At 69.8% G+C, this 22,054-nt stretch carries 15 protein-coding genes; 14 read left to right on the top strand and 1 reads right to left on the bottom strand.

What is annotated here, in order from left to right:
• The first annotated feature begins 8 nt into the window (after positions 1 to 8).
• The 9 genes from G6N49_RS19580 to G6N49_RS19540 all read left to right on the top strand — a co-directional run bounded on the left by G6N49_RS19580 (position 9) and on the right by G6N49_RS19540 (position 7,647).
• On the top strand, positions 9 to 590 hold the full coding sequence (locus G6N49_RS19580; protein ID WP_011558170.1) for a TetR/AcrR family transcriptional regulator: 582 nt from the start codon (positions 9 to 11) through the stop codon (positions 588 to 590).
• Positions 591 to 670: 80 nt separating this feature from the next.
• Positions 671 to 1,636, top strand: coding sequence for a GlxA family transcriptional regulator (locus G6N49_RS19575; protein WP_083044830.1), 966 nt, complete (start codon positions 671 to 673; stop codon positions 1,634 to 1,636).
• An 11-nt stretch (positions 1,637 to 1,647) separates the two neighbouring features.
• Complete coding sequence (locus G6N49_RS19570; RefSeq protein ID WP_011854581.1) at positions 1,648 to 2,385, top strand: DJ-1/PfpI family protein; 738 nt, start codon at positions 1,648 to 1,650, stop codon at positions 2,383 to 2,385.
• A 10-nt stretch (positions 2,386 to 2,395) separates the two neighbouring features.
• Positions 2,396 to 2,899 carry a nitroreductase/quinone reductase family protein gene (locus G6N49_RS19565; RefSeq protein WP_011558173.1) on the top strand — a complete coding sequence of 168 codons (504 nt, stop codon included), beginning with the start codon at positions 2,396 to 2,398 and terminating at the stop codon, positions 2,897 to 2,899.
• A 70-nt stretch (positions 2,900 to 2,969) separates the two neighbouring features.
• Complete coding sequence (locus G6N49_RS19560) at positions 2,970 to 3,752, top strand: alpha/beta fold hydrolase (RefSeq protein ID WP_041309460.1); 783 nt, start codon at positions 2,970 to 2,972, stop codon at positions 3,750 to 3,752.
• 2 nt (positions 3,753 to 3,754) lie between these two features.
• Complete coding sequence (gene menD / locus G6N49_RS19555) at positions 3,755 to 5,398, top strand: 2-succinyl-5-enolpyruvyl-6-hydroxy-3-cyclohexene-1-carboxylic-acid synthase (protein WP_011854582.1); 1,644 nt, start codon at positions 3,755 to 3,757, stop codon at positions 5,396 to 5,398.
• Positions 5,395 to 5,907, top strand: a complete 513-nt coding sequence (locus G6N49_RS19550; RefSeq protein ID WP_011558176.1) for a DUF3592 domain-containing protein — start codon at positions 5,395 to 5,397, stop codon at positions 5,905 to 5,907. Before menD ends, G6N49_RS19550 begins: the two co-directional genes overlap by 4 nt.
• 54 nt (positions 5,908 to 5,961) lie before the next feature.
• Positions 5,962 to 6,468 carry an SRPBCC family protein gene (locus G6N49_RS19545; RefSeq protein ID WP_011854583.1) on the top strand — a complete coding sequence of 169 codons (507 nt, stop codon included), beginning with the start codon at positions 5,962 to 5,964 and terminating at the stop codon, positions 6,466 to 6,468.
• A 12-nt stretch (positions 6,469 to 6,480) separates the two neighbouring features.
• Positions 6,481 to 7,647, top strand: a complete 1,167-nt coding sequence (locus G6N49_RS19540; protein ID WP_011558178.1) for a zinc-dependent alcohol dehydrogenase — start codon at positions 6,481 to 6,483, stop codon at positions 7,645 to 7,647.
• A gap of 9 nt (positions 7,648 to 7,656) precedes the next feature.
• Here G6N49_RS19540 and G6N49_RS19535 read toward each other — a convergent pair whose 3' ends face one another.
• Positions 7,657 to 8,319 (bottom strand): DsbA family protein, encoded by a 663-nt coding sequence (locus tag G6N49_RS19535; RefSeq protein WP_011558179.1) that lies wholly within the window; start codon positions 8,317 to 8,319, stop codon positions 7,657 to 7,659.
• A 142-nt stretch (positions 8,320 to 8,461) separates the two neighbouring features.
• Here G6N49_RS19535 and G6N49_RS19530 point away from each other — a divergent pair, with 142 nt between their 5' ends.
• The 5 genes from G6N49_RS19530 to G6N49_RS19510 are packed head-to-tail and all read left to right on the top strand — an operon-like array spanning position 8,462 to position 22,011.
• Positions 8,462 to 9,706 carry a M14 family zinc carboxypeptidase gene (locus G6N49_RS19530; RefSeq protein ID WP_011558180.1) on the top strand — a complete coding sequence of 415 codons (1,245 nt, stop codon included), beginning with the start codon at positions 8,462 to 8,464 and terminating at the stop codon, positions 9,704 to 9,706.
• On the top strand, positions 9,691 to 12,732 hold the full coding sequence (locus tag G6N49_RS19525; RefSeq protein WP_235679549.1) for a DUF6603 domain-containing protein: 3,042 nt from the start codon (positions 9,691 to 9,693) through the stop codon (positions 12,730 to 12,732). The genes G6N49_RS19530 and G6N49_RS19525 overlap by 16 nt, the downstream gene beginning before the upstream one ends.
• Positions 12,729 to 15,833: a hypothetical protein gene (locus tag G6N49_RS19520; RefSeq protein ID WP_011854585.1), complete on the top strand. Its 3,105-nt coding sequence runs from the start codon at positions 12,729 to 12,731 to the stop codon at positions 15,831 to 15,833. Before G6N49_RS19525 ends, G6N49_RS19520 begins: the two co-directional genes overlap by 4 nt.
• Positions 15,830 to 20,296 carry a hypothetical protein gene (locus G6N49_RS19515; protein WP_011854586.1) on the top strand — a complete coding sequence of 1,489 codons (4,467 nt, stop codon included), beginning with the start codon at positions 15,830 to 15,832 and terminating at the stop codon, positions 20,294 to 20,296. Before G6N49_RS19520 ends, G6N49_RS19515 begins: the two co-directional genes overlap by 4 nt.
• Positions 20,293 to 22,011: a hypothetical protein gene (locus tag G6N49_RS19510; protein WP_011854587.1), complete on the top strand. Its 1,719-nt coding sequence runs from the start codon at positions 20,293 to 20,295 to the stop codon at positions 22,009 to 22,011. Before G6N49_RS19515 ends, G6N49_RS19510 begins: the two co-directional genes overlap by 4 nt.
• Positions 22,012 to 22,054 lie beyond the last annotated feature (43 nt).

The following is a 22,054-nucleotide window of genomic DNA, read 5'->3' as shown; positions in this document are numbered from 1 at the left end:
TGATCTGAATGCGCCGCACCAGCGCCAACCGCTCCGAACAGGAAGCCGCGATCCTCAAGGCCGCCGCCGAGGAGGTCGCGCTCGTCGGCGTCGGCCGGTTGAGCATGGACGTGATCGCCCGCCAGGCCGGCGTCAGCCGCAGCACCCTGTACCGCCGGTATCCCAACCGCGAGGCGCTGATCACCGAACTCGGAAGGCAGACATTCGACTTCGCGATGGCGCGGTTGCAGACGGTCAGCGTGGCCGCCGGTGCGCAGGAGGCGGCGGTGGCCGCATTCCGGGAGGGGGTGCGTCTACTCACCGGGGAGCCCGTCATGCGGCGCTTCCTGCAACTCGACGGCGACTTCACCGCCACCACGGGCATGTTCGACGAAGCCCGGATGTTCCTCGTCAGCGCGGCCACCGCGATGGCCAAGGCGTTGCGGGCCGCGGGCGCCACCATGCCCGACGACGCCCTGCTCGCCGTGTGCGAACTGCACATCCGCCTGGCGGCGTCCCTGGTTCAGGTGAGCACACCCGTCCTCGACGTCACCGACGACGACGCGGTGACCCGCTACGCGCGGACCTATCTCACGCCGTTGGTGTGGTGACCGCGGAACCCCGCCCGATGGCCTGATCTGTGGGATCCATGGCGTAGACGCCACGTCCCGGGGCGCTTCACACTGAACGCATGACGAGATCGGTGCTGATCGTCGGGTTCCCCGGCGTCCAGGCACTCGACCTCGTCGGCCCGTTCGAGGTGTTCACCGGCGCCTCCCGCTACCTGGCGACCGACGGCAGGGACGGCTACCACGTCACGGTCGGCTCGCTCGGCGGCCGGCCCGTCACCACCGGGACCGGGCTCACGCTCGCCGCCGAACTGCTCCCGAAGCCGGACACCCCGCTCGACACGCTCGTCCTGCCCGGCGGCGAAGGCACCCAGACCGCCGTCGCCGACACCGAACTCATCGCCTGGGTGCGCGCCGCCGCCCCGCACGCCCGCCGCGTCGTCACCGTCTGCACCGGCGCCTTCCTCGCCGCCGAGGCCGGTCTGCTCGACGGTTGCCCCGCCACCACCCACTGGGCCTACGCCGATGCCTTCGCCAAGCGATACCCCGCCGTCGCCGTCGACCCGGACCCCATCTTCATCCGCAGTTCACCGAGGGTGTGGACGGCCGCAGGCGTCACCGCCGGCATCGACCTCGCACTCGCGCTCGTCGAGGACGACCACGGCACCGAGGCCGCGCAGACCGTCGCCCGGTGGTTGGTGATGTACCTGCGCCGGCCGGGCGGACAGACCCAGTTCGCCGCACCGGTGTGGATGCCACGCGCCAAACGTGCCCCGATCCGCGACGTCCAGGAGGCCATCGAGGCCGAACCCGGTGGCGCGCACAGCATCGCCGAACTGGCGCAGCGCGCGGCGATGAGCCCACGCCACTTCACCCGGGTGTTCAGCACCGAGGTCGGCGAGGCCCCCGGCGCCTACGTCGAACGCGTCCGGACCGAGGCCGCGCGCCGCCAACTCGAGGAGACCGACGACACCGTCACCGCGATCGCCGCCCGCTGCGGCTTCGGAACCGCAGAGACCATGCGCCGCAACTTCATCCGACGACTCGGCGTCTCACCCGATCACTACCGCAAGACGTTCACCGCCTGAGAGGACCGCCCATGACCCAGATCGCGATCGTGCTCTACCCCGGCTTCACCGCCCTCGACTTCATCGGCCCCTACGAGGTGCTGCGCAGCCTGCCCGACACCGACATCCGCTTCGTCTGGCACGAACCCGGACCCGTCACCGCGGACTCCGGTGTGCTCGTCGTCGGCGCCACCCACTCGTTCGACGAGACCCCCTCACCCGACATCGTGCTGGTTCCCGGCGGCCCGACCTCCGGCGAACACGCCCGGGACGAGAAGCTGCTCGCCTGGATCCGCGCCGCGCACGCGACCACCACGTGGACGACGTCGGTGTGCACGGGGTCGATGATCCTCGCCGCGGCCGGGGTGCTCGACGGCAGGCGCGCCACCTCCCACTGGATGGCGGTCCCGCTGCTCAAGCCCTTCGGTGTCACCCCCGTCGGTGACGAACGCGTGGTGCGGGACGGCAAGGTCGTCACCGCCGCGGGCGTCTCGGCGGGCCTCGACTTCGCGCTGTGGCTGTCCGCGCAGCTCGCCGGCGAGGCGCAGGCCAAGGTCCGGCAGCTCATCCTCGAGTACGACCCGCAGCCGCCGTTCGACTCCGGCCATGTGTCGAAAGCGTCGGCCGTGACGAAGGCCGCCGCCACCGCGGCGCTGGGCAAGGACACCTTCGTCACCCACCGCCAGCTCGCGCCGTCGGCGAAGCTGCTGTGGGACACCGCGCTGCAGGCCGTCCGCGCGCGCAACCACCGCCGGAAGGCGTCTGCCTAGGATCTGCCGCATGGGTATACCCGAGGTGGATCCGACCGCCGGCTCGCCGATGCTGAAAGTCGGTGCCAGGCTGCTGCGCCCCCGGCCGGTGCGCTATCTGGTTCGTCACATCGTGCCGCGCATCGACCCGCCGCTGCTGCGCGTCAGCCGCGGCCGGGTGTCCACGGCGATGGTCACCCCGGAGCTGTTGCTCACCTCGGTCGGGGCGAAGACGGGCGAACAACGCGTCACGCCGCTGACCTACTTCACCGACAACGGCCGCGTGATCGTCGTCGCCTCGAACTACGGCGGCCGCCGGCATCCCGCCTGGTACCACAACGTGCGCAAACAGCCGCGTGTCACGCTGACCGCCGGCGGATACCAGGGCACCTTCGTCGGCGAGGAGGTCACCGGCGCCGAGCGCGACCGGCTGTGGGAGTTGGCGAAGAACTGGATCCCCAGCTACGCCGACTACGAGAAGCTGACCCAGGGGCGCACCATCCCGATCCTCGCGTTCACCGAGACGACCGAGTGATTTCGGCGTGCGCAGTCGCGCTGGGCGCGACCCACCACGCCGAAATCGCCGTCGAGTAGCGTCGGGACGCGTGAATCTCGCTTACGACGATCGCGGCACCGGCATCCCGGTGCTGTTCATCGCCGGTCGCGGCGGCGCCGGCCGCACCTGGCACCTGCACCAGGTCCCGGAGTTCGTCCGCAACGGTTACCGGGCCATCACCTTCGACAACCGCGGCGTCGGCGCCACCGAGAACGCCGAGGGCTTCGGCGTCGAGCAGATGGTCGCCGACACCGCAGCGCTCATCGAGAAACTGGGCGCCGCCCCCGTCCGCATCGTGGCGGTGTCGATGGGCTCCTTCATCGCCCAGGAACTCATGCTGGCCCGCCCGGATCTGGTCCGGTCCGCGGTGCTGATGGCCACCCGCGGCCGCCACGACCGGGCCCGCAACTTCTTCTCCGACGCCGAACGGGAACTGGTCGACGCCGGCATCACCCTGCCGCCACGATTTGACGCGAAGGTCCGTGTGCTGGAGAACTTCTCACCCAAGACGATCAACGACGACCGCGCGATCGGCGACTGGATCGAGATGTTCACGATGTGGCCGACCAAGTACACGCCCGGTCTGCGGACCCAGGGGTCGGTGGGCCCGAAGGAGAACCGCCTGCCCGCCTACCGCAGCATCCGCATCCCCACGCTGGTGATCGGGTTCGCCGACGACGTCCTGTTGCCCCCGCATCTGGGCAAGGAGGTCGCCGACGCGATGCCGCACGGCCGCTATTTGGAGATCCCCGACGCCGGACACCTCGGCTTCATCGAGCGGCCGCAGGAAGTCAACGCCGCGGCGCTGAAATTCTTCGCCGATATCCTGTAGCGATGAACCCCTCGACGGCACAGGCGCGGGTCGTCGTCGACGAACTCGTTCGCGGCGGCGTGCACGACGTCGTGCTGTGCCCGGGGTCGCGTAACGCACCGCTGGCCTTCGCGCTGGCCGACGCCGACCGCGCGGGCCGGCTGCGGCTGCACGTCCGCATCGACGAACGCACCGCCGGCTTCCTCGCGATCGGGTTGGCGGTCGCCGACCGGGCGCCGGTGTGCGTGGCGATGACGTCGGGCACCGCGGTCGCGAACCTGGGCCCCGCCGTCGTCGAGGCCAACTACGCCCGGGTGCCGCTGATCGTGCTCAGCGCGAACCGGCCCTACGAACTGCTCGGCACCGGGGCGAACCAGACCTTCGAGCAGCTCGGCTACTTCGGCAACCAGGTACGGGCGAACATCAGCCTGGGTCTCGCCCCGGAATTGAGCGCAGGCAGTCCGGGCGATATGACTTCCCTCAACGCGCAGTGGCGTTCGGCGACCTGCCGGGTGGTGGTGGCGGCGACGGGTTCGCGCAGCGCCAACGCCGGCCCCGTGCAGTTCGACATCCCGCTGCGCGAACCGCTGGTGCCCACCTTCGACGACGACGGCTCCTGTCCGCCGGGCCGCCCCGACGGCAAACCGTGGACCCACACCCCGCCGGTGACGTTCGACCAGCCGCTCGACATCGACCTCACCCCCGACACCGTGGTGATCGCCGGTCACGGCGCGGGCGTGCACCCGAACCTCGCCGACCTGCCCACCGTCGCCGAACCGACGGCACCGCCTGCGGCCAATCCGCTGCACCCGATGGCGCTGCGCCTGCTGCGGCCCAAGCAGGTCATCATGCTCGGCCGCCCGACACTGCACCGGCCGGTCTCCGCGCTGCTCGCCGACCCGTCGGTGCCGGTGTACGCGCTCACCACCGGGCCGCGCTGGCCCGACGTCAGCGGTAACTCGCAGGCCACCGGAACCCGCGCGGTCACCAGCGGCACTCCCGACCCGGCGTGGCTGCGGCGCTGCAAGGAGGTCAACGACCACGCCGTCGCCGCGGTGCGCGAACAACTCGCCGCCCACCCGCTGACCACCGGACTGCACGTCGCCGCAGCGGTGGCCGACGCGGTTCGGCCGGGGGATCAGCTGGTGCTGGGCGCGAGCAACCCGGTGCGCGACGCCGCGCTGGTCGGGTTCACGCCCCACGGTGTGCAGGTGCGCTCCAACCGCGGGGTGGCCGGTATCGACGGCACGGTGTCGACGGCGATCGGCGCCGCACTGGCCCACGACCGCACCGGCGGCCGCACCATCGCGTTGATGGGCGACCTGACGTTCGTACACGACAGCTCGGGCCTGTTGATCGGCCCGACCGAACCGACCCCGCGCAACCTGACGATCGTGGTGTCGAACGACAACGGCGGCGGCATCTTCGAACTGCTCGAACAGGGCGATCCCCGCTTCAGCGACGTTTCGTCTCGGGTGTTCGGCACCCCGCACGACGTCGACGTCGGCGCGCTGTGCCGCGCCTATCACGTCGACAACCGCCAGATCGAGGTCGGCCAGCTCGCCGACGCACTCGACGAACCGCACGAGGGGATGCGCGTGCTGGAGGTGAAAGCCGACAGGTCGTCGCTGCGCGCGCTGCATGCCTCGATCAAGGCCGCGCTGTGAGGCTGGCCGAACGGGTGGCCGCCGTCCGCCGCGTGGTCATCCCGCATCTGTGGGGCGACGGGGACGAGACCCGCGCCGAGCGGATCATCCGGCGGGTGCGCATCGGCATCATCCTCGCGGCGTGCCTGGTGACGCTGCAGTCGGCGCTGATGGTGATCGGCGCCTGGCGGAACGACCGCCAGATCGAACGCCACATGGGCGTCGCCGAGGCGACGGTGCTCAGCGCCGGGCCGCGCCGGTCGACCATCGAGTTCGTCACCCCCGACCGCATCACCTACCGTCCCGAACTCGGCGTGCTGTACCCGTCGGAGTTGGAGACGGGGATGCGCATCTACGTCGAATACGACCGCAACAACCCGGATCTCGTGCGGGTGCGCGACCGTGACGCGTCATTGGCGATCATCCCGGCCGGATCGATCGCCGTCGTCGGCTGGCTGGTCGCCGGTGGTGCGCTGATCGGTCTGGCCGTACTGCAGAAGCGGCTGGCCCGGGAGCCTGTCCCGTCCTGACGCGTTTGGCCGTCCCCGCGCCGGGTATCGCCCGCGCGACGGAGGGAGCTCGACATGTCGATTCTGGACTCGGCCAGAGACCGGGCCACCAACTTGGCCGCAGGCGTGGTCAGCAAGGTCGGCGACAAGACACGCGACGCGACGCACGGGCAGTCGGTGACCATCACCAGCAGCGTCGTCGAGGTCGAGGAGCTGTGGCGCGACGCGCACCGAATGTCGATCGTGCTCGGCGAACTCGGCGACGTGGAGTACACCGGACCCGACCACTACCGCTGGACACTGCACGCCGGCCCGGTCGAGACGACGTGGGAGTCCCGGATCCACAGCATCGACGGCGGGCTGCGGTTCGCCGGCGACGACGGAAACGAGATCATCGTCACCTTCCGGCCCGCGCCGAACCACCTCGGCACCGAGGTCACCCTGAAGACCAAGACCCCGGCGCCCGATCTGCTCTCCGGCGCGCTCGCGTTCAAACTGCTCTACCGCTGCCGCGCGTTGTTGCAGACCGGCGAGGTCCCCACCATCCGTAAGAACCCCAGCGCGCGTCCCTCCGCGCGGTAAGGAAGGTTACTCATGCGCGCACTGTGCTGGAACGGCGTCAACAAGCTGTCCGTCGAGACGGTCGACGATCCCGAGATCCTCAACCCGCACGACGTCATCCTCAAGGTCACGCTGACCACCACCTGCGGATCCGATCTGCACTTCATCGACGGTTATCTGCCTGGCATGCGGGAAGGTGACATCTTCGGGCACGAATTCATGGGTGAGATCGTCGAAACCGGCCGCGAGGTCCGCGACGTCAAGGTCGGCGACCGCGTCGTCGTCCCGTCGTTCATCGGGTGCGACCGGTGCTGGTACTGCGAGCACGACCTGTACTCGTGCTGTGACACCACCAACCCGAATGCCGAACTGCAGCAACCACTCCTGGGCTACCCGTCCGGCGGGATCTACGGATACACCCACCCGTTCGGCGGCTACGCCGGATCGCACGCCCAGTTCGTGCGGGTGCCGTTCGGCGATACGAACTGTTTCCCGATCCCCGGCGACATCACCGACGAACAGGCGCTGTTCCTGTCCGACGCCGTGCCGACCGGGTTCATGGGCGCGGACTTCTGCGACGTCAACGGCGGCGACACCGTGGCGGTCTGGGGCGCCGGGGGAGTGGGCCTGATGGCGGCCAAGAGCGCATTGCTGCTCGGCGCCGAACGCGCCATCGTCATCGACCGTATCCCCGAACGCCTCTCGCTGGCAGGCGAATTCGGGCTGGAGACCATCGACTACGGCGCGGCGGACAGCGTGCAGGAGTCGCTGCGCGAGATGACCGGCGGGCGCGGGCCGGACGCCTGCATCGATGCGGTCGGCATGGAGGGCCACAGCACCGGACTGCAACAGGTCTACGACCGGGCCAAGCAGCTGCTGCGGCTGGAGACCGACCGGGCGAGCGCACTGCGCCAGGCGATCCTCGCGTGCCGCAAGGGCGGAGTGGTGTCGGTGCTCGGCGTCTACGGGTTGACCGACAAGTTCCCGATGGGCGTGGTGACCAACAAGGGGTTGACGCTCAGATCGGCTCAACAGCACGGTCAGCGGTACATGGCGCGTCTGTTCGACTACGTCGAGCAGGGCGACCTCGACCCGGCGAAGCTGATCACCCACGATCTACCGCTCGAACAGGGTGTGCGCGCCTACGACATGTTCAAGAACAAGCAGGACAACTGCATCCGCGTGGCACTGCGTCCCTAGGAAGCGGCGCTAGATCGTCGAGATGAGCTTCGACAGCCAGTTGTCGTCGTTGATGTCGAGCACTTCGTCGTTGACCAGGTCGTAGACCGTCGGCGTGCCGATCCCGTAGATGTTGATCTCCGCTAGGAGTTCGACGTTGAGGTCGGACATGTCCCGGGTGTCGACCGCCTCGCCGCCGCCCGCGACGGCCGCGACGCCGGGTGCGGGGATACCGCTGTTCTGGGCCATATCGGCCATCTCGGCGTCGGTCGGTCCCGAACCGCCGGGCTGCTGATGCGCCCACAACTCCTCGACGAACGCCTGGAAGGCCACCGCCCGCGGCGATGCGTCGGCGGCGGCGAACATCGCGTTGCTCACCCGCGCCGAGTGGTCGCCGTTCTGGTCGAGGAACGTCACCGGCCGATAGGTCACCGCCAACTGTCCGAGGCTGACGTAACTGGCCAGCTCGCTGCCGAAGTCGGCCTGCAGGGCGGCGCAGTGTGGACACTGCGGTTCGGTGAACACCTCGATCTGCGCCGCGGCCTCGGGATCGCCGACGAGGATGCCGTAGCCGTCCTCGGTCACCGCGGCGCGCGGCTGGTTCGGATCCTGGCGGGCGGTTCCGGTGACCTCCCGCGAACACCCGACGGTGAACAGCAACAGTGTCGCGACGAACAGGATCGCTGTGCGCACCGGCAGTTCCTTCCTTCTTCACGTACCCGTTCACGTCCGCGCCGATTCGACGCGCCGTCGGCCCTGGTGGGCGATATCGTCACGGTAATCGTGCCCGCTTGGCCGAGGGGGAGTCATCGGCGGATACCTCAAACCTGATGAAGTGGTCGACCGACTCGCCGACCTTGCGCTGTACTACCGAGAGCTGTGTCGGCCGGTGCACCTCACCGCATCACCGGTCGGCGCTCCCGGGGTGGCGCCGAACGGTTTTCCGATCACAGCTGTCGCCCTGACCGACCGGACGGTGACGTCGCGCAAGATTCCCGCGTTGTTCATCGGTGGCGTGCACGCCAGGGAGTGGGTTCCGCCCGACGCGCTACTCAGTTTCGCGGAGAAATTGGTCGAGGCGAAGACACTCGCCAGGGACATCGTCTATCCGCGATTCGAGAGTGGCGGTGTGCCGTACGAGAATCCGAGCAACGCAGCGCACGACAAGGCGCCCTATGTCGTCGCGGCCGCAGATGTGGCCGCGATACTCCGACGCTTCGACATCATCGTCCTTCCCCTGGTGAACCCCGACGGCCGGTGGGTCTCGGTCACCGCGCCGAAGGAGAACGCCGAGAACCGCCTGTGGCGCAAGAACCGCCGTAGCGCGGTGGCAGGGTCATGCCTCGGTGTGGACATCAACCGGAATTACGACATCGCCTGGGACTTCCAGAGGTACTACGACACCGCCGCCGCAAGTCGCGTCAAGGCGTCTACGAAACCGTGTGCGGGCACGTTTCACGGACCGAGTCCGCTTTCCGAACCCGAGACCCGCAACGTGGCGAATCTGATCGATGCCGAGAAGGTGGAGGTCTTCGTCGACGTGCACATGACCGGGCGCAGTGTCAGCTTCCCGTGGGGTATGGAGACGAACCAGAGCACCGAACGCGCAATGTCATTCGGCAACACCGCGTTCGACGGGAAGCGTGACGGCGTGGCCGCCACCGCGACACGCTACGGCGAGTTCGTCGACAACGACCTGAACAACCTGCTCGCCGACCTCGGGCTCGCCATGGCCAAAGAGATCGTCGACTCGGCCGGTGCCTCGCCCGTCGCGCGCCGGCGCTCGACCTATGCGGTATCGCAGTCCGCCGGGATGGAGGGTGACGGCGAGACCTACACGGGCGTCGCGGATGACTATGCATTCAGCCGACAGTTCGCCGCAGGAGTGGACCGGCGCTGTGTGGCCTTCACCATCGAGTGCGGCTTGACGAAGAGTCAGAATCCCGACAACCCCGACGAGGACGAGGGCGGTTTCCAGCCGAATTACACCGACGTGTATCCCAAGATCGAACGCGAGGTGCACGCCGGGCTGTTCGGTTTGCTCAAGCATGGCTCGTGGAGCGCGTGGCATCAACCGTGATCCACTACATCGCGATCACCGGGTCGCCGTCCAGTCAGCGGCTGATGAATCAGCCGGGGCTCTACCTCGTCGCCACCACACCGGCGCCGTCGGGCGGCTGGATGATCCTGGCCTATGCCGACGAGGTGGCTCGACAAGCCCTGACACAGAACGGATTCCGATTCGAGACGCTGGAGGACGATCGGGCTAGTGACGCGCGATTCGCGATGTCGGCCAGCCAGGTGCTCGGCGGTCCGCCCGTGCCTGAGGCGGTGCGCAGCGACATCGCGGTCGAGCTACTGCTGCGCGCGCTCGACTACCTGCGGGGACGGCTCAACCGGGTGGTGCTGGAGATCATGCAGTCGGCCGACGTGCTGGCCGCGCAGCTCGCCCTCCCGGTCGATGAGGCAGCCTACGACGCGCTGATCGCGGCCATCGACCGGTTCTCCACCGCCGTCGACGTCGGATTCGAGCCGCGCACAATTGATTTCACCAAGGCGGCGTCGGCCTCACTGGCCGGTGTCGTCTCGGCCGCCAAGACTGCGGTGGGCCTCGAGGGCCTGCGCAAGATCGTGCGCCGCGTCCTGGACGCCGGTTCGGTGAGCGGGGAGTTCGCGGATCTGCTCGGGCTGGCCGGCTCGCAGGCCTCCGTGGTGACCGGTGCTTCATCGGTCGAGCTGAAGGTGGCCGCCGGCGATGTCTCGCTGCTCGGGATCGTCTCGGTCGGTGAGGTCGCGCTCGCCGGGGACTTCCGCTACAGCGGCGCACCGCAACTCGGATTGACCCTGCGGCTGCAGGACCTGCGGATGGTCGACTCCGCAGCCGGGTCCCTGACCGCCGCGCTGGGGCTGGCCGACGCGACCGGCAGCGTTTCGCTGCGCATCGACACGGCAGACGGTTTCACGGTCAACGGCGGGGCCCGCGGAGAGCGCATCTCACTGGTGCCGCCCAAATCGAAGGGTCCGGTCCGCATCACCAGCCTCATGCTGGACGTCGTGCCCACCGGGACCCGACTGTTCGTCGCGCTCACCAGTTCGGTGCAGGGCAGCATCGGTTCGCCGCTGACCCTGACCGCGAAGAACCTCGGGGTGCGATTCGAAATCGACCCGCTCGGAGACCGGCTCGTGCGTGAGGCGTCTCTGAAGACGCCCGACGGCTTCGGGATCGCGCTCGACGCCGGTCCGGTTCGCGGCGGCGGATTCCTCGAACGCGTTCCGGTGCCCGGCCACCCCGACTGGACGCGGTACTCCGGAGCGTTGGCGCTACGGATCGGACCGGTCGCGGTCACCGGCTTCGCCGTGCTGACCGATCGGCCCGACGGCTTCTCGTTCGCGGTGTCGATCTCGGTGCAGATCTCCCCGCCCGTCGAACTCGGTCTGCTGTTCACTCTCAACGGTGTCGGCGGCATCGTCGGCGCCAACGTGAGTGCGGACACCCGTGCGCTGGCTGCCGGGGTCGGTGACGGGACGATCAGCAGGTTGTTGTTCCCGGACGACCCGGCCCGCGCCGCCCCCGCCATCCTCGAAACGCTGGCCACGGTTTTCCCCGTTCACGAGGGCGGTTTCGTGATCGGCCCGATGGTCAAGCTCGGCTGGGGCAGGCCCGTCTCGTTCGTCACCGCCGAGGTGGCGCTGATCCTGTCCCTGCCGGATCCGAAGATCCTCGTCCTCGGCCGCCTACGCATCGCGATCCCGGCCGACTTCGCGCCGATCATCGACCTCAAGGCCGAGATCTATGGGGAGTTCAGCGGCGACCGCGTGCTCATACTCGCCTCGTTGATCGACTCGCGGATAGGGTTCTTCACCGTCGCAGGGCAATTCGGCATGCTGCTGCGGTTGGGGGCCGATCCCACCTTCGTGCTGTCGGCCGGCGGTTTTCATCCCCGCTATCAACCGCCCGGTGAACTCGCCAACCTGCGGCGCATCAGCGCCGAGATCTCGCCGCCGGCCTTTCATCTGCGGCTCGAGGCGTATGCCGCGATCACCACCAACACGGTCCAGTTCGGCGGCGCGCTGGACGTCCGCTACGGAATCGACGGCACCGGTGTGTACGGCACGGCCGCTCTCGACGCGCTGATCCAGTTCGATCCATTCGGCTTCCAGGCGGACCTGATGGCGGGCGTGTCGGTCCGCGTCCTCGACATCACATTGCTCGCGATCACCCTACGCCTGCACCTGGAAGGTCCGGCTCCGTGGAAAGCCTGGGGGACAGGCGAAGTGGTGCTGCCGTGGCCGCTGCCCGACATCTCGATCGACGTCGGCCCGGTCACCTGGGGTGGCAAACAGCCCGCGCCGGCGCCGGTGGTCTCCGCCCGGTCGATGGTTGTCGACGCGCTGTCCCGGCCGCAGGCGTGGAGCGCCACCACCGCGGCCGGGCAGTACGGCGTCGCGCTGGCCGCCGCGGACCCTGGCGCGGGCATCCTCATCGACCCATGGTCACAGTTGTCGGCGACGCAGAGCGCGGTACCGCTGGACGTCGACATCGTCCGTATCGGCGCCAGCCGTCTCGCAGACGGCGAGCGGCGCGTCGTGCTGGGACCTGTGACCATCGCCCAGCAGCTGGCGCTCGGCTATAGCGCGGAAACCGCCACGCTCACCGGTGAATTCGCCTCCGGCCAGTATCTGGACCTGTCCGATGACGACGTGCTGCGCCGACCGTCGTTCGAGAACATGCCCGCCGGGATCCAGATCGACCCGCGCGATGCCGATCTGGTGCCCGGCGTCGTCTGGGTTCAGCCGCACTACGTCACCTCGTTCCCACACCACGACACCGGCGGATTCCTGGACTCCGTCGAGGCCGCCGCGGTCAGCGGGCTCGCCGTCGCGGCGACAGCGGCGGGCAGCAGCGTCGCCCGCACCCGGTACGCCACCGCGGGCAGTGACCTCTCCATCGCCCACCCGGGGCAGATGGTCGTGGTATCGGCGAACACGCTGCAAGCCGTTCCCGGCGGACCGGCCACCGCCATGACGTTCACGCTCGCCGAACAGCAACTCACCGCACTCGGCGCCACCGCGGTGCAACTGATGGCGCTGGGCGGTGCGGGGTGACCGCACCGAGGCCGGCCGGGTCACGCTATGCGTTTCTGCCGTACTACCGCACCGGTGCGGTTTCGGCGCTGCGGCAAGCCTTTCGGCCGACCGCCGCCGTCCGGGCCACCATGACGGTGTCGGTTGCGGTGCGGGCACTGCCCGCGGACCAGGATGTCGCGCAACCGCCGAAAGCCGATGTGAACGTCACCATCCGGGGTCCCGGCGACGTGGTCGGCGTCGATCCGGTCCAGATCATCCGTCGACATCCCGCGCCCGGGACCGTCAACGCGGAACCCGGCGACCTCGCGCACATCGAATTCGACCGGCCGGACCTGCCGTGGCAGTTCACCCCTACCGGGCCCGGGGCGGACGGCAACCTGCCGCCGTGGCTGCGGCTCGTCGTCGTCGACGCGGCCAACGCGGTCTTCACCCCGCGCAGCGGCGACCGCCTCGCCACCGTCGAGGTGCCGGCCACGGAGCTGCCGCCCCCCGACGACGCGTGGGCGTGGGCGCACGCGCAGGTGATCGGATCCGACGTCGCGGGCGGCCTCGACGAGAACAATCCCGCACTGAACCTGTCGCGCCTGCTGTGTCCGCGTCGCCTCACCGAAGCCAAGGAGTGGATCGCCTGTCTTGTGCCGGTCTTCCGGGCCGGCCAGGAAGCCGGCCTGACCGGTACGGCGCAGACCTCGACACTCGCCTATGCGTGGCGGGCCGGGGATGCCCGGGTGGTGCTGCCCGTCTACGACTCGTGGACGTTCCGCACCGGACGCGACGGCGACTTCGCCACGCTCGCCGGCCGCCTGCGGCCACCCGACGCGGACTCCCGGGTCGACGTCGGGATTCGACACGTCGACACCGGACACCCGGGTAACGGGATCGTCGGCGTCGGGCCGGGCGATCCTGGCCGGCGCCGCTCGGTTCGCGGCGCGCTTGTCGCCGTGGACGATCCGCTCACCGACGCGAAGAAGTGGCCGGCTCCGACCACCGCCGAACTCCGCAGGCAGCTCGAAGCGGTGGCCGGATACCGCTACGAGGCGAACGTCCCCGCCACACCGACCGTCGGACCGCCGCTCTACGGCGGCGCCCACATCGCGCGCGGCGATGTCTCCGAGGCGGCGCCGGGCTGGTTCCGCACTCTCAACCTCGACCCGGCGGACCGTCTCGTCGCCGGTCTCGGCACCCGCGTGGTGCAGATGGATCAGGAAGACCTGATGGCGTCGGCCTGGGCGCAGGTCGGCGGTGTGCTCGCCACCAACCAGGCGCTGCGCCTCGCGCAGCTCGGGCGGTATGTCAGCGAGTCGCTGCACAGGCGGCTGGAGAAGCTCGACGGGGCCAGCCTGCTCACCGTGACCAACCCCGTCACGGGGCGGCTACCCGATCCCACGTTCGGCACGCTCCGGGCGCGGCTTGCGGCCGGCGCGTTGCCGCTGGCCGCCATCGGTCAGCTGCGCCGGTTCGCCCCACCCCGCGGACCGGCCACCCGCTTCGCGGGTAACGCCGCTTCGCGCACCACGGCCGTGCGCCGGTTGCTCACCGACGATGCGGGCCGCACCCGCAGCTGGGTGCGCCCGCTCGGTGAGGCGCTCGGCTCCGGCAGCCCGGCCGTGCTGGCCGAACTGGGCACCGAGATCGGTTTCGACGCTGCCTCCCTCGTCGCACTCAGCACACCTGATCTGCGGGTGGCTGCCGACGGTGGAGCGGCGCTGCGTGCCCACGTCGCACCTGCGGGCGAGGTCGTCGCGAGAGTGCTCAGCGCCACCCTCGACCGGCTGATCGCGGCGCTGCCCGCCCCCGACGACAACGACCACCCTCCCCACGTGGTCACCGACGTCAGACCCAGGATCAGCGAACTCCTTCGCACCGCACAGCATTGGCGGGTCACGGACTGGTCGCTGTCCGCCGACACGGCGCGCAGGATCGGCCTCGACGCGCGCACCGATGAGCGTGGGCGCCAGACCCTGCGCACCGCCGAACTGGTCGACTGGTGGTCCGATCCCGGGGGCGTCGACACCTCACGGCCGGGCGCCGCGACCTCGTCGGCGTGGCGGCGGGACACCGCGGGACTCTTCGCGGCGGCCGCCACTGCGCCGGTGACAGCCGACACCGCCCGCCCCACCCTCGCGGTGTCCACGCTCAAACTCGTTCCGGCGCTGCAACCTTCGGTCACCACGACCCGCCGGGTCCTGGGGCGGTTGCCGCGCCTGGTGGACTGGCCGGAGTGGCTGCCGCCGGACTGGTTCGACGATCGCCGCGTCGAACCGGTGCTGGCCGGTCCGCGGTTCGACCACCCGATGTACGAGGCACTGCACCGGTACGACCCGGAGTGGTTGATGCCCGGTGTCGCCGACATCCAGCCGGCCGAACTGGTGACGGTGCTGCAGACCAATCGCCGCTTCGTCGAGGCGTTCCTCGTCGGCTGCAATACCGAGTTCGCCTCCGAGCTGGTCTGGCGGGGTTATCCGAGCGACGGCCGGGCGACGTCGTTCCGGTCGTTCTGGACCGCAGCCGACGAGTTGACCCAGCCGGTGCACCGGTTCGATGCGCAGGCACCGCTCGGCGGCCACCTGCGCGATGACGTGGCCAACGCGCTGGTCGTCGTTGTCCGCGGAGAGGTCGTGCGCCGGTATCCGACGATGCTGGCCGCCCTGGTCACCCAGCGCGGCCAGGGTGATCCACCGTCGGGCTTCAACCCGCTCGGCGCGGCCACCCCACTGTTCCGGCTCCACCTGGACCCCGACATCCTGCTGCTGGGCTTCAGTCTCCCCGGTGCGCCGCCGAAACCGGCGGAGCGACTGCAGAATCCGCCTCCCGGGAAGCCGATGGCGTGGTGGTTCACGCTCAGCGAGCACGTCGGCGAGCCGCGCTTCGGGCTGCTCGAAGGCGACGGTCGCCCGTCCACGGCGCCCGCGCTGGACCGTGACGGCCTCACCTGGGACGACCTCGACCCCAGGAAGTCCGGCTTCCTGCCGGCCAAGGCCCCTTCGGTGCCGGTCGACGGCGCTGTGATGCGCGCCGACAGCGCCCGGTTCGCCTGGCTGCTGTTCCGTCACCCCGAACGTGCCGCCTTCGCCGCTCGGGACATCCTCATCGCCAACCGGATGCGAAGCGAACCATGAGCGACCGATACGAATGGGACAACGTCCACTCCCGGACCCCGCTGCTGCTGCTACCCATTCGGATCGAAACCCGGCTGACGCCCGGCCGCACGCAGCTCAAAGTGCGCATCTATCCCGACGACATCCATGTCGACCGGCTCGGTCATGGCCTGTCAGCTGCGGAACAGGCTGCCGCAGCGCGGTATTGGCGACGCCGGTGGACCGAGGATGATGATGCCCCCAAATCGGACCGCTGGCAGAAGCTGGTCGACGAGGTCGGTCCGCGCCGGGCCGCGTGGGCCGCGGCGCTCTACCTGCCGAAGAACTACGGGGCGACCACCGGGCAGCCGGTCTTTCCCAGCCTCACGCCGCAGGCGGTCGCCGACCGGGTGCGCGCGGCGCTCATGCCCGAGCGGTTCTGGGTGCTCGTCCACCAGTTCGAGTGGAAAGTCAAAGCGGGCGCGCGCATTACGCAGGCTCCCGCACTCGGACCGAAGCCCGGTGCCGGCGGAGCGCCCATGACCGAGCTCGCCGGCGCACTGTCCGCGGCCGCCAACGCGGTGGCGGGAGTCAGCGGCGAGCAACAGGACCCGGAGTTGAAGTGGCTCACCGATTACGCCGTCGCCGAAGCGGCCGGCATGGCGGTCACCGTCGACATCTCACCACCCTCGCCCCCGTTGATGCCGCCGGTGCAGGTCGTCGGCGTCAGCATGCGGCCACCGTCGGCGGCCGCGGCGGAGTTCTGTCGTCTGCTCCACGCGCACGCGCACAGCGACGGATTCGAGTTTCTCGCGACCGGTGCGATCACCAACAACACCGCCGAGGACCGCACCACGTTCAGCCGTGCGGCCGGCGTTCCCGCCGAGCCCCGGTTCCGGCCGGTGCCGCCTCCGACGCCACCCCCGCCCCCACCGGCGCACACCGGGATCTTCGGGATGGGAGGCGAGGAGCAGGAGGAGCCGTTCGTCTCTTTCGGCGAACCGCAGCCGCCCGAGGAGGCGTCGTTCCCGCCGGCGGTGACGCCGGCCGCCGCACTCAGTCACGCCCTCGGTGTGGACGTGGGCGCGCTCGCATCCCTCGACGATCCGGAGCGGCCGGAGCAGGACTGGGCCGCGGCGTTCAACACGGCGCTCTGGCCGATCACCTGGGCGCCGCTCTTCGACCGCGTCATGGCTCCCACGGTGACCGGTAGCGTTTTTCCCGAATGGGCCCGGAAAGACCTCAAGGACCACGCGATCGGGCACGTGCGGGGCCGCGGTCCGCTGCCCTCGATCAGGGTGGGCCGGCAACCGTACGGGATCCTGCCCACATCGAATTTCGCCGTCATCAACGACAACCCGCCGACCTGGAAACCCGACCCCGACGACCTCGTCGACGTCAAGTTGTCGAAAGTCGTTCCCGCCGTGCGCAAGCTGTGGGCGGCGCAGGAGCATCTCGCACCCACGGTGACGAATGGCCAGCTCGACCGTGACCTGCCCCGGATCCTGGCGATGCAGCCGACGTCGCGGGCGCTGCGCATTCGTCAGGTACTGGTCGGCGAAGTCGACGCGATGCTGTTCATCCCCGATGTCCTCGAGCCGCCGAGGAAGAAGGCGCTACGGGATCTGATGGCCAAGGTGGCTCAGTGGTCCGGCTATCGGTTCGACGATTTCCGGGTGCCGGAGCTGGTCTCCGATCAGACGCGGATGCTGCGTCTACCGCTCGCGCACGACAGCGATCCGCAGGTGTGCGCCGACATGCTGGACGGCCGCATGATCGTCGAGATAGCCAGCGTGCTGCAGGCTCTGCTCGGGCTCTCGTTGTCCACCGCTCAAGCCGCTGTCGACCGCGTCCAGGTCCGCCGCGATGCGCTCATGGGGGCAGTTGCCGTCAAGTGGCACGGTCTCCGCGCGCTCGAGGAGACGACGCGCGTGTTGGACCACGTCAGCGACTCGAACCGCATCGACGATCCGCTCACAGCGGCATGGGCGGCGTTCGTGGCTGAACAGGCCGAAGCTTCCAATCCTTGGTCGCAGATCCCCATCTTTGACCCGAACTGGCGCACCAACATGTTCGACCCCGTCGCGTTCGCCGCCCGATACACCGGTGCCCCGCCGCATCCGATCGACGTCATCGACACGCCGGGTTCCGGCGTCACCGTGAACAAGGCCCTCAGCGCTGCGATGCGTGCGGTGTTGCGACTCCTGGAGATTCGGCGTGCCATCCGCACGATCGGTGGGATCGTCGACACCCCCGACCGCATCCTGCTGACGGCTGAGACGATCGACTGCGCGTCGTACCGCGTGGATGCCTGGCAGACGTCGCGTGCGACGCGGCGGGTGGCGAAGACACGCGAAGAGGGTGATCGGGGGGTGGCGGTCGGTGTCTACGGCTGGGTGTACGGGATCGACGTCGAGAACGCACCGAGCACCGCCGGTGACGGGGGATACGTTCTCGCGCCGAGCCTGGCCCACTCCGCGACCGCGGCGGTGCTCAGGGGTGCCGCCCTGACTCACGATCCGGAGGGAACCGGGAAGGGGCCGTTGAACATCGACCTTTCCAGCACCCGGGTGCGCGAGGCGTTGGCGGTTCTCGACGGGGTCCGGGCCGGTCAACCGCTGGGCGCACTGCTGGGCTATCGGCTGGAGCGCTGGCTGCACGAGGACCGCCGACCGCTCGACCGATTCATCTACTCGCTGCGGTCGGTCGCCCCGCTCGTGGCGGCCAAGGACACCGACCGGACCTCCGGGGTCGCCGAGGCCGGCCTGGAGGCGGTCAGCGTCAACGACGTCGTCGACGGGATCCGGATTCTGGAGCTGGGCACGGCTGACCCACGCAAGGTCCGCCTTGCCCTCAAGAGCCCACCGGCGGCGTACGCGAAATACCTGCAGAGCTTCCCGCCGGTGGAGGAGGCGGATCTGGATCTTGTCTTCAAACACGTGGAGCGGCTGCGCAGCCTGCACGACGCGATCGCCGACGTACTGCTGTCCGAATCGGTGCACCAGTTGCTGCGTGGATCGCCGACGCGGGCCGCCGCGGCGGCGGACGTGCTCACCGGTGACGGTCCCCCGCCGCCGATCGAGGTGACCGCCAACCCGACCGAGGGGTCGACCGTCACGCACCGGGTTCTGGCCCTGCTGCCGCCGGTCATCACGCTGTCGAACTTCTGGCCGCAGACCGCACGCTCCGAGATGCATCCCCACATCGAACGATGGGCACAGACGATTCTCGGCAGTGCCCGCGAGATAACGCTGAGTTCGACGGTGTCGATGACGAAGGCGGGCCTGAGCGCCACGGATGTCGTCGTGCTGGCCGGCGGGACCACCAGCGCCGACGAACTCTGGCAACAGCTGGCGCGGCGTATCTCGGGCCTCGGACACCGACCGTCCACGGCCTTCACCGAAGCCTGGGTACTGGCCGGCGCGGCCTTCCGGCTCCTCGGCACGTCGCGCGCCGCGACACCCGACGACCTGCGCAGACCGAGCGACGCGGGCACCGACCCCGGCACGCGGCGCCGCGTCGACCTGCACGGGGTGCGCATCCGGTTGCAGGGTGCCCACGACGCCCTCGAGGGCGTGCTGCGCATGACCGACGGGGCGGCGCTGGTCGACACGCTGGTCTGCCAGTTCGGGCGCAGTCACCAGGGATTCATCCCGGAGGAGCTTCCGGCGATCGTTGCGCAGAACCGGGCGCGCCTAGCCGCCTTCGAGCAATCGATGGCATCCTTCACCGCCGCTGCGCCGTCCGCGGAGTCGGACGCGCTCGCCGCGCTCGCCGACATGGCGGCGTTGCTGTTCGACGACCGGATTCCCGTCGTCGCCGAACTCCTTGCCGCAGGCGGTGATCCGTTCATCGCAGCCCTCCGCGTCGGACCGTCGGACACCGGCAGTGCCGGTGCGGTGGCCGAATGGTTGCACCGCTGTGCGACCGTACGTCCCGATCTGTCCCGCTACACCGAGCTGCACCTGCTCACCGACACCGTCGGCCGGCCTCGGCCGGTGCGCGCCTGGCAGCTGCCGTCGGATGCACTGCCGACGTGGGTCGGGGCCCCGTTCCGCGGGAAGCCGCCCGAACAGCCGGTCACCGGTCTCGTCGTCGACGGTCTGCTGCCGGCTCGAGACGAAGACCCCATCGCGCTGTTGGTGCTCGATGCCTGGAGCGAGGTGATCCCAAGTCCGTCCGGCCGTCATACGCTCGGGCTGGCGATCAACGCCAACGGGCCCAATGCGCGTGCGCCGCAGGCGTTGTTGCTCGCGGTCAATCCCGATACCGAGCCGTGGAGCCCGGAGAAAGTCGGCAATCTTCTCTCCGACGTCGTCATGGCCGCCCGGCAGCGGGCGCTGACGCTGGAAGAGGTGCCGCTCGCCGGCCGGATCGTGCCGGCGACCTCGCTGGCGGACTGGTCGCTGCAGGGCGAACCGGTGCTTGACGTCGCGGCCCTGGTGGACGAGGGCTTCGACATCGGCAACGTGCTGTCGCACATCAGCGAGGAGGAGGGGCCATGACCGGGCCCAGTGCGTGGCGGGCGCGCCCGTGGAACGTCGAGGTGGGTTCCATGTTGCCGTTCTCGCCGTCGTTCACCCGTCTGGAGCCGATGAGCCGGTCGGGCAACCCGGCCGCCGCGCTGTCCGCCGCGGTGGCCGACCCGCTGTGGATGTTCATGCGGCAGTGGCAGTTCGGAGAATTCCGGGGTGAGGACGCCGGGACACCGGTGAGTGTGCAGGTGCAGACGACCTCGGCCCCTGCGAACTCATGGGGTACGTCGGCCGGCGCCATGTCTCCCATCGCCGGCGCACCCGTGGACGCCACGGTGGAGCGCGAACCGGCCGGGCCTCTCGACTATGTGACCCGGGCGCGGTCCGGCTTCGACCTGATCAAACGGTTGCGCGCGGCCGGGCTCGGCGCGGTGGCCGACGCGCTACCCCAGCGTGCCCCGCTGTCGGCGCCGTTGGGTGCGCCCGCCGCGGCGGTGGCCCCGCTCCTGGCGTCACGCACGGCGGATCCGGAAACCCTTTACGCCATGCTCCGCGACGCCGGCCCCACCGGAATCCCGTCGACGTGGGGCGTGAAACCCGAGCAGGAGAATGCTTTCCGCACTGTGGCCGCGGCGTGGAAGGACGTCTATGCCGCGGCGCGCACCGGGCCGGAGCGGTCGGCGTGGAGCGGGTCCCGACTCGAATACAACTACCGACTCGAGATGAAGAGCGGCCCCACGCTGACGGCGGCGGAGGCCGGCAGTGGCCGCGGGGAGTGGTGGTCGTTCGACGCGGTCCCGGGCTCGCCGGCAGCCGGCCCGCCGTTGGTGATGACACACCACACCGCGGCCGCGACCCCGTTGCGCTACCCCGGGATGCCTGCCGACCGGTTCTGGGAGTTCGAGGACGCAAAGGTGAACCTCGGGGCGTTGGAGGTGCAACCGCACGACCTGGCGAGGTTGATGGTCGCAGAATGCGCGTTGATCTTCGGTTGCGATTGGCTCAACATCCCGATCGACGCGCCCGGCTCGTCCCTGGTGACAGTCAGGTCGGTGCAGTACCGCACCACGTTCGGTGAGACGTTCACGGTGCCACCGTCACGGATCAGCAACCGGAATGCGCCGTGGCGGATGTTCTCGGTGTCCGCCCCCGGTTCGGCAACCGGTGCGATCGACGGGCTGGTGACGCCGCCGGCAAGCGCACCACCGCTCGAGGGACCGCCGCTGGAAGAGGTGTTCTTTCTCCGTGACGAGTCGGCGAACCTGGCTTGGGCGGTGGAACGAATCGTGCCCGACAGCCTCGGCCGCGGAATGCCCCGCGCCGCCGCTCGGGTCGACGCCGCCGTGCCCGTCGACGTCGCCGCGGGCACCGAGCTGCGGTATCTGCTCGCCACATCGGTGCCCGCCTGGTGGGTGCCGTACGTCCCGCGGTTGATGCGCACGCCGCAACTCGACGGCACGCCGGACCGGGTGGCGATGCGGCTGGTCCAGGGGCGGCTGGACTGTGACGCGTCAACGGCCACCGACATCTGGGGCAGGCTGCTCAGCGGGGACGAACACCGGGTGCTCTTCGATGCGGAGGTGCCCCGCGAAGGCGTTCGGGTGCAGCGGGTGCCGATTCTGGCGCGCCGACGGGACGGCACCTATGTCAGCTGGGTCGCCAGGCGTGTCAGCGTCGGACGGGGTGAAGGCCGTAGCGGGCTGGCGTACGACTCCGCGGAGCCGCACGACGACGTCCGCACGTGATCTTCGTGTCCTGTACCCCGACAGGCAACCTGCGCGACAGGCG

Origin of the sequence: Mycolicibacterium monacense (assembly GCF_010731575.1) — a bacterium.
GTDB lineage: Bacteria > Actinomycetota > Actinomycetes > Mycobacteriales > Mycobacteriaceae > Mycobacterium > Mycobacterium monacense.
Note: the sequence above shows the minus strand (reverse complement) of the source record. Positions and strands in the feature narration are given on the sequence as shown.

Excerpts from the sequence above, each read along its gene's own strand:
- G6N49_RS19575 (WP_083044830.1), top strand. The coding sequence starts at position 671 with ATGACGAGATCGGTGCTGATCGTCGGGTTCCCCGGCGTCCAGGCACTC.
- menD (WP_011854582.1), top strand. The coding sequence starts at position 3,755 with ATGAACCCCTCGACGGCACAGGCGCGGGTCGTCGTCGACGAACTCGTT.
- G6N49_RS19565 (WP_011558173.1), top strand. The coding sequence starts at position 2,396 with ATGGGTATACCCGAGGTGGATCCGACCGCCGGCTCGCCGATGCTGAAA.
- G6N49_RS19570 (WP_011854581.1), top strand. The coding sequence starts at position 1,648 with ATGACCCAGATCGCGATCGTGCTCTACCCCGGCTTCACCGCCCTCGAC.
- G6N49_RS19510 (WP_011854587.1), top strand. The coding sequence starts at position 20,293 with ATGACCGGGCCCAGTGCGTGGCGGGCGCGCCCGTGGAACGTCGAGGTG.
- G6N49_RS19545 (WP_011854583.1), top strand. The coding sequence starts at position 5,962 with ATGTCGATTCTGGACTCGGCCAGAGACCGGGCCACCAACTTGGCCGCA.
- G6N49_RS19515 (WP_011854586.1), top strand. The coding sequence starts at position 15,830 with ATGAGCGACCGATACGAATGGGACAACGTCCACTCCCGGACCCCGCTG.
- G6N49_RS19540 (WP_011558178.1), top strand. The coding sequence starts at position 6,481 with ATGCGCGCACTGTGCTGGAACGGCGTCAACAAGCTGTCCGTCGAGACG.
- G6N49_RS19580 (WP_011558170.1), top strand. The coding sequence starts at position 9 with ATGCGCCGCACCAGCGCCAACCGCTCCGAACAGGAAGCCGCGATCCTC.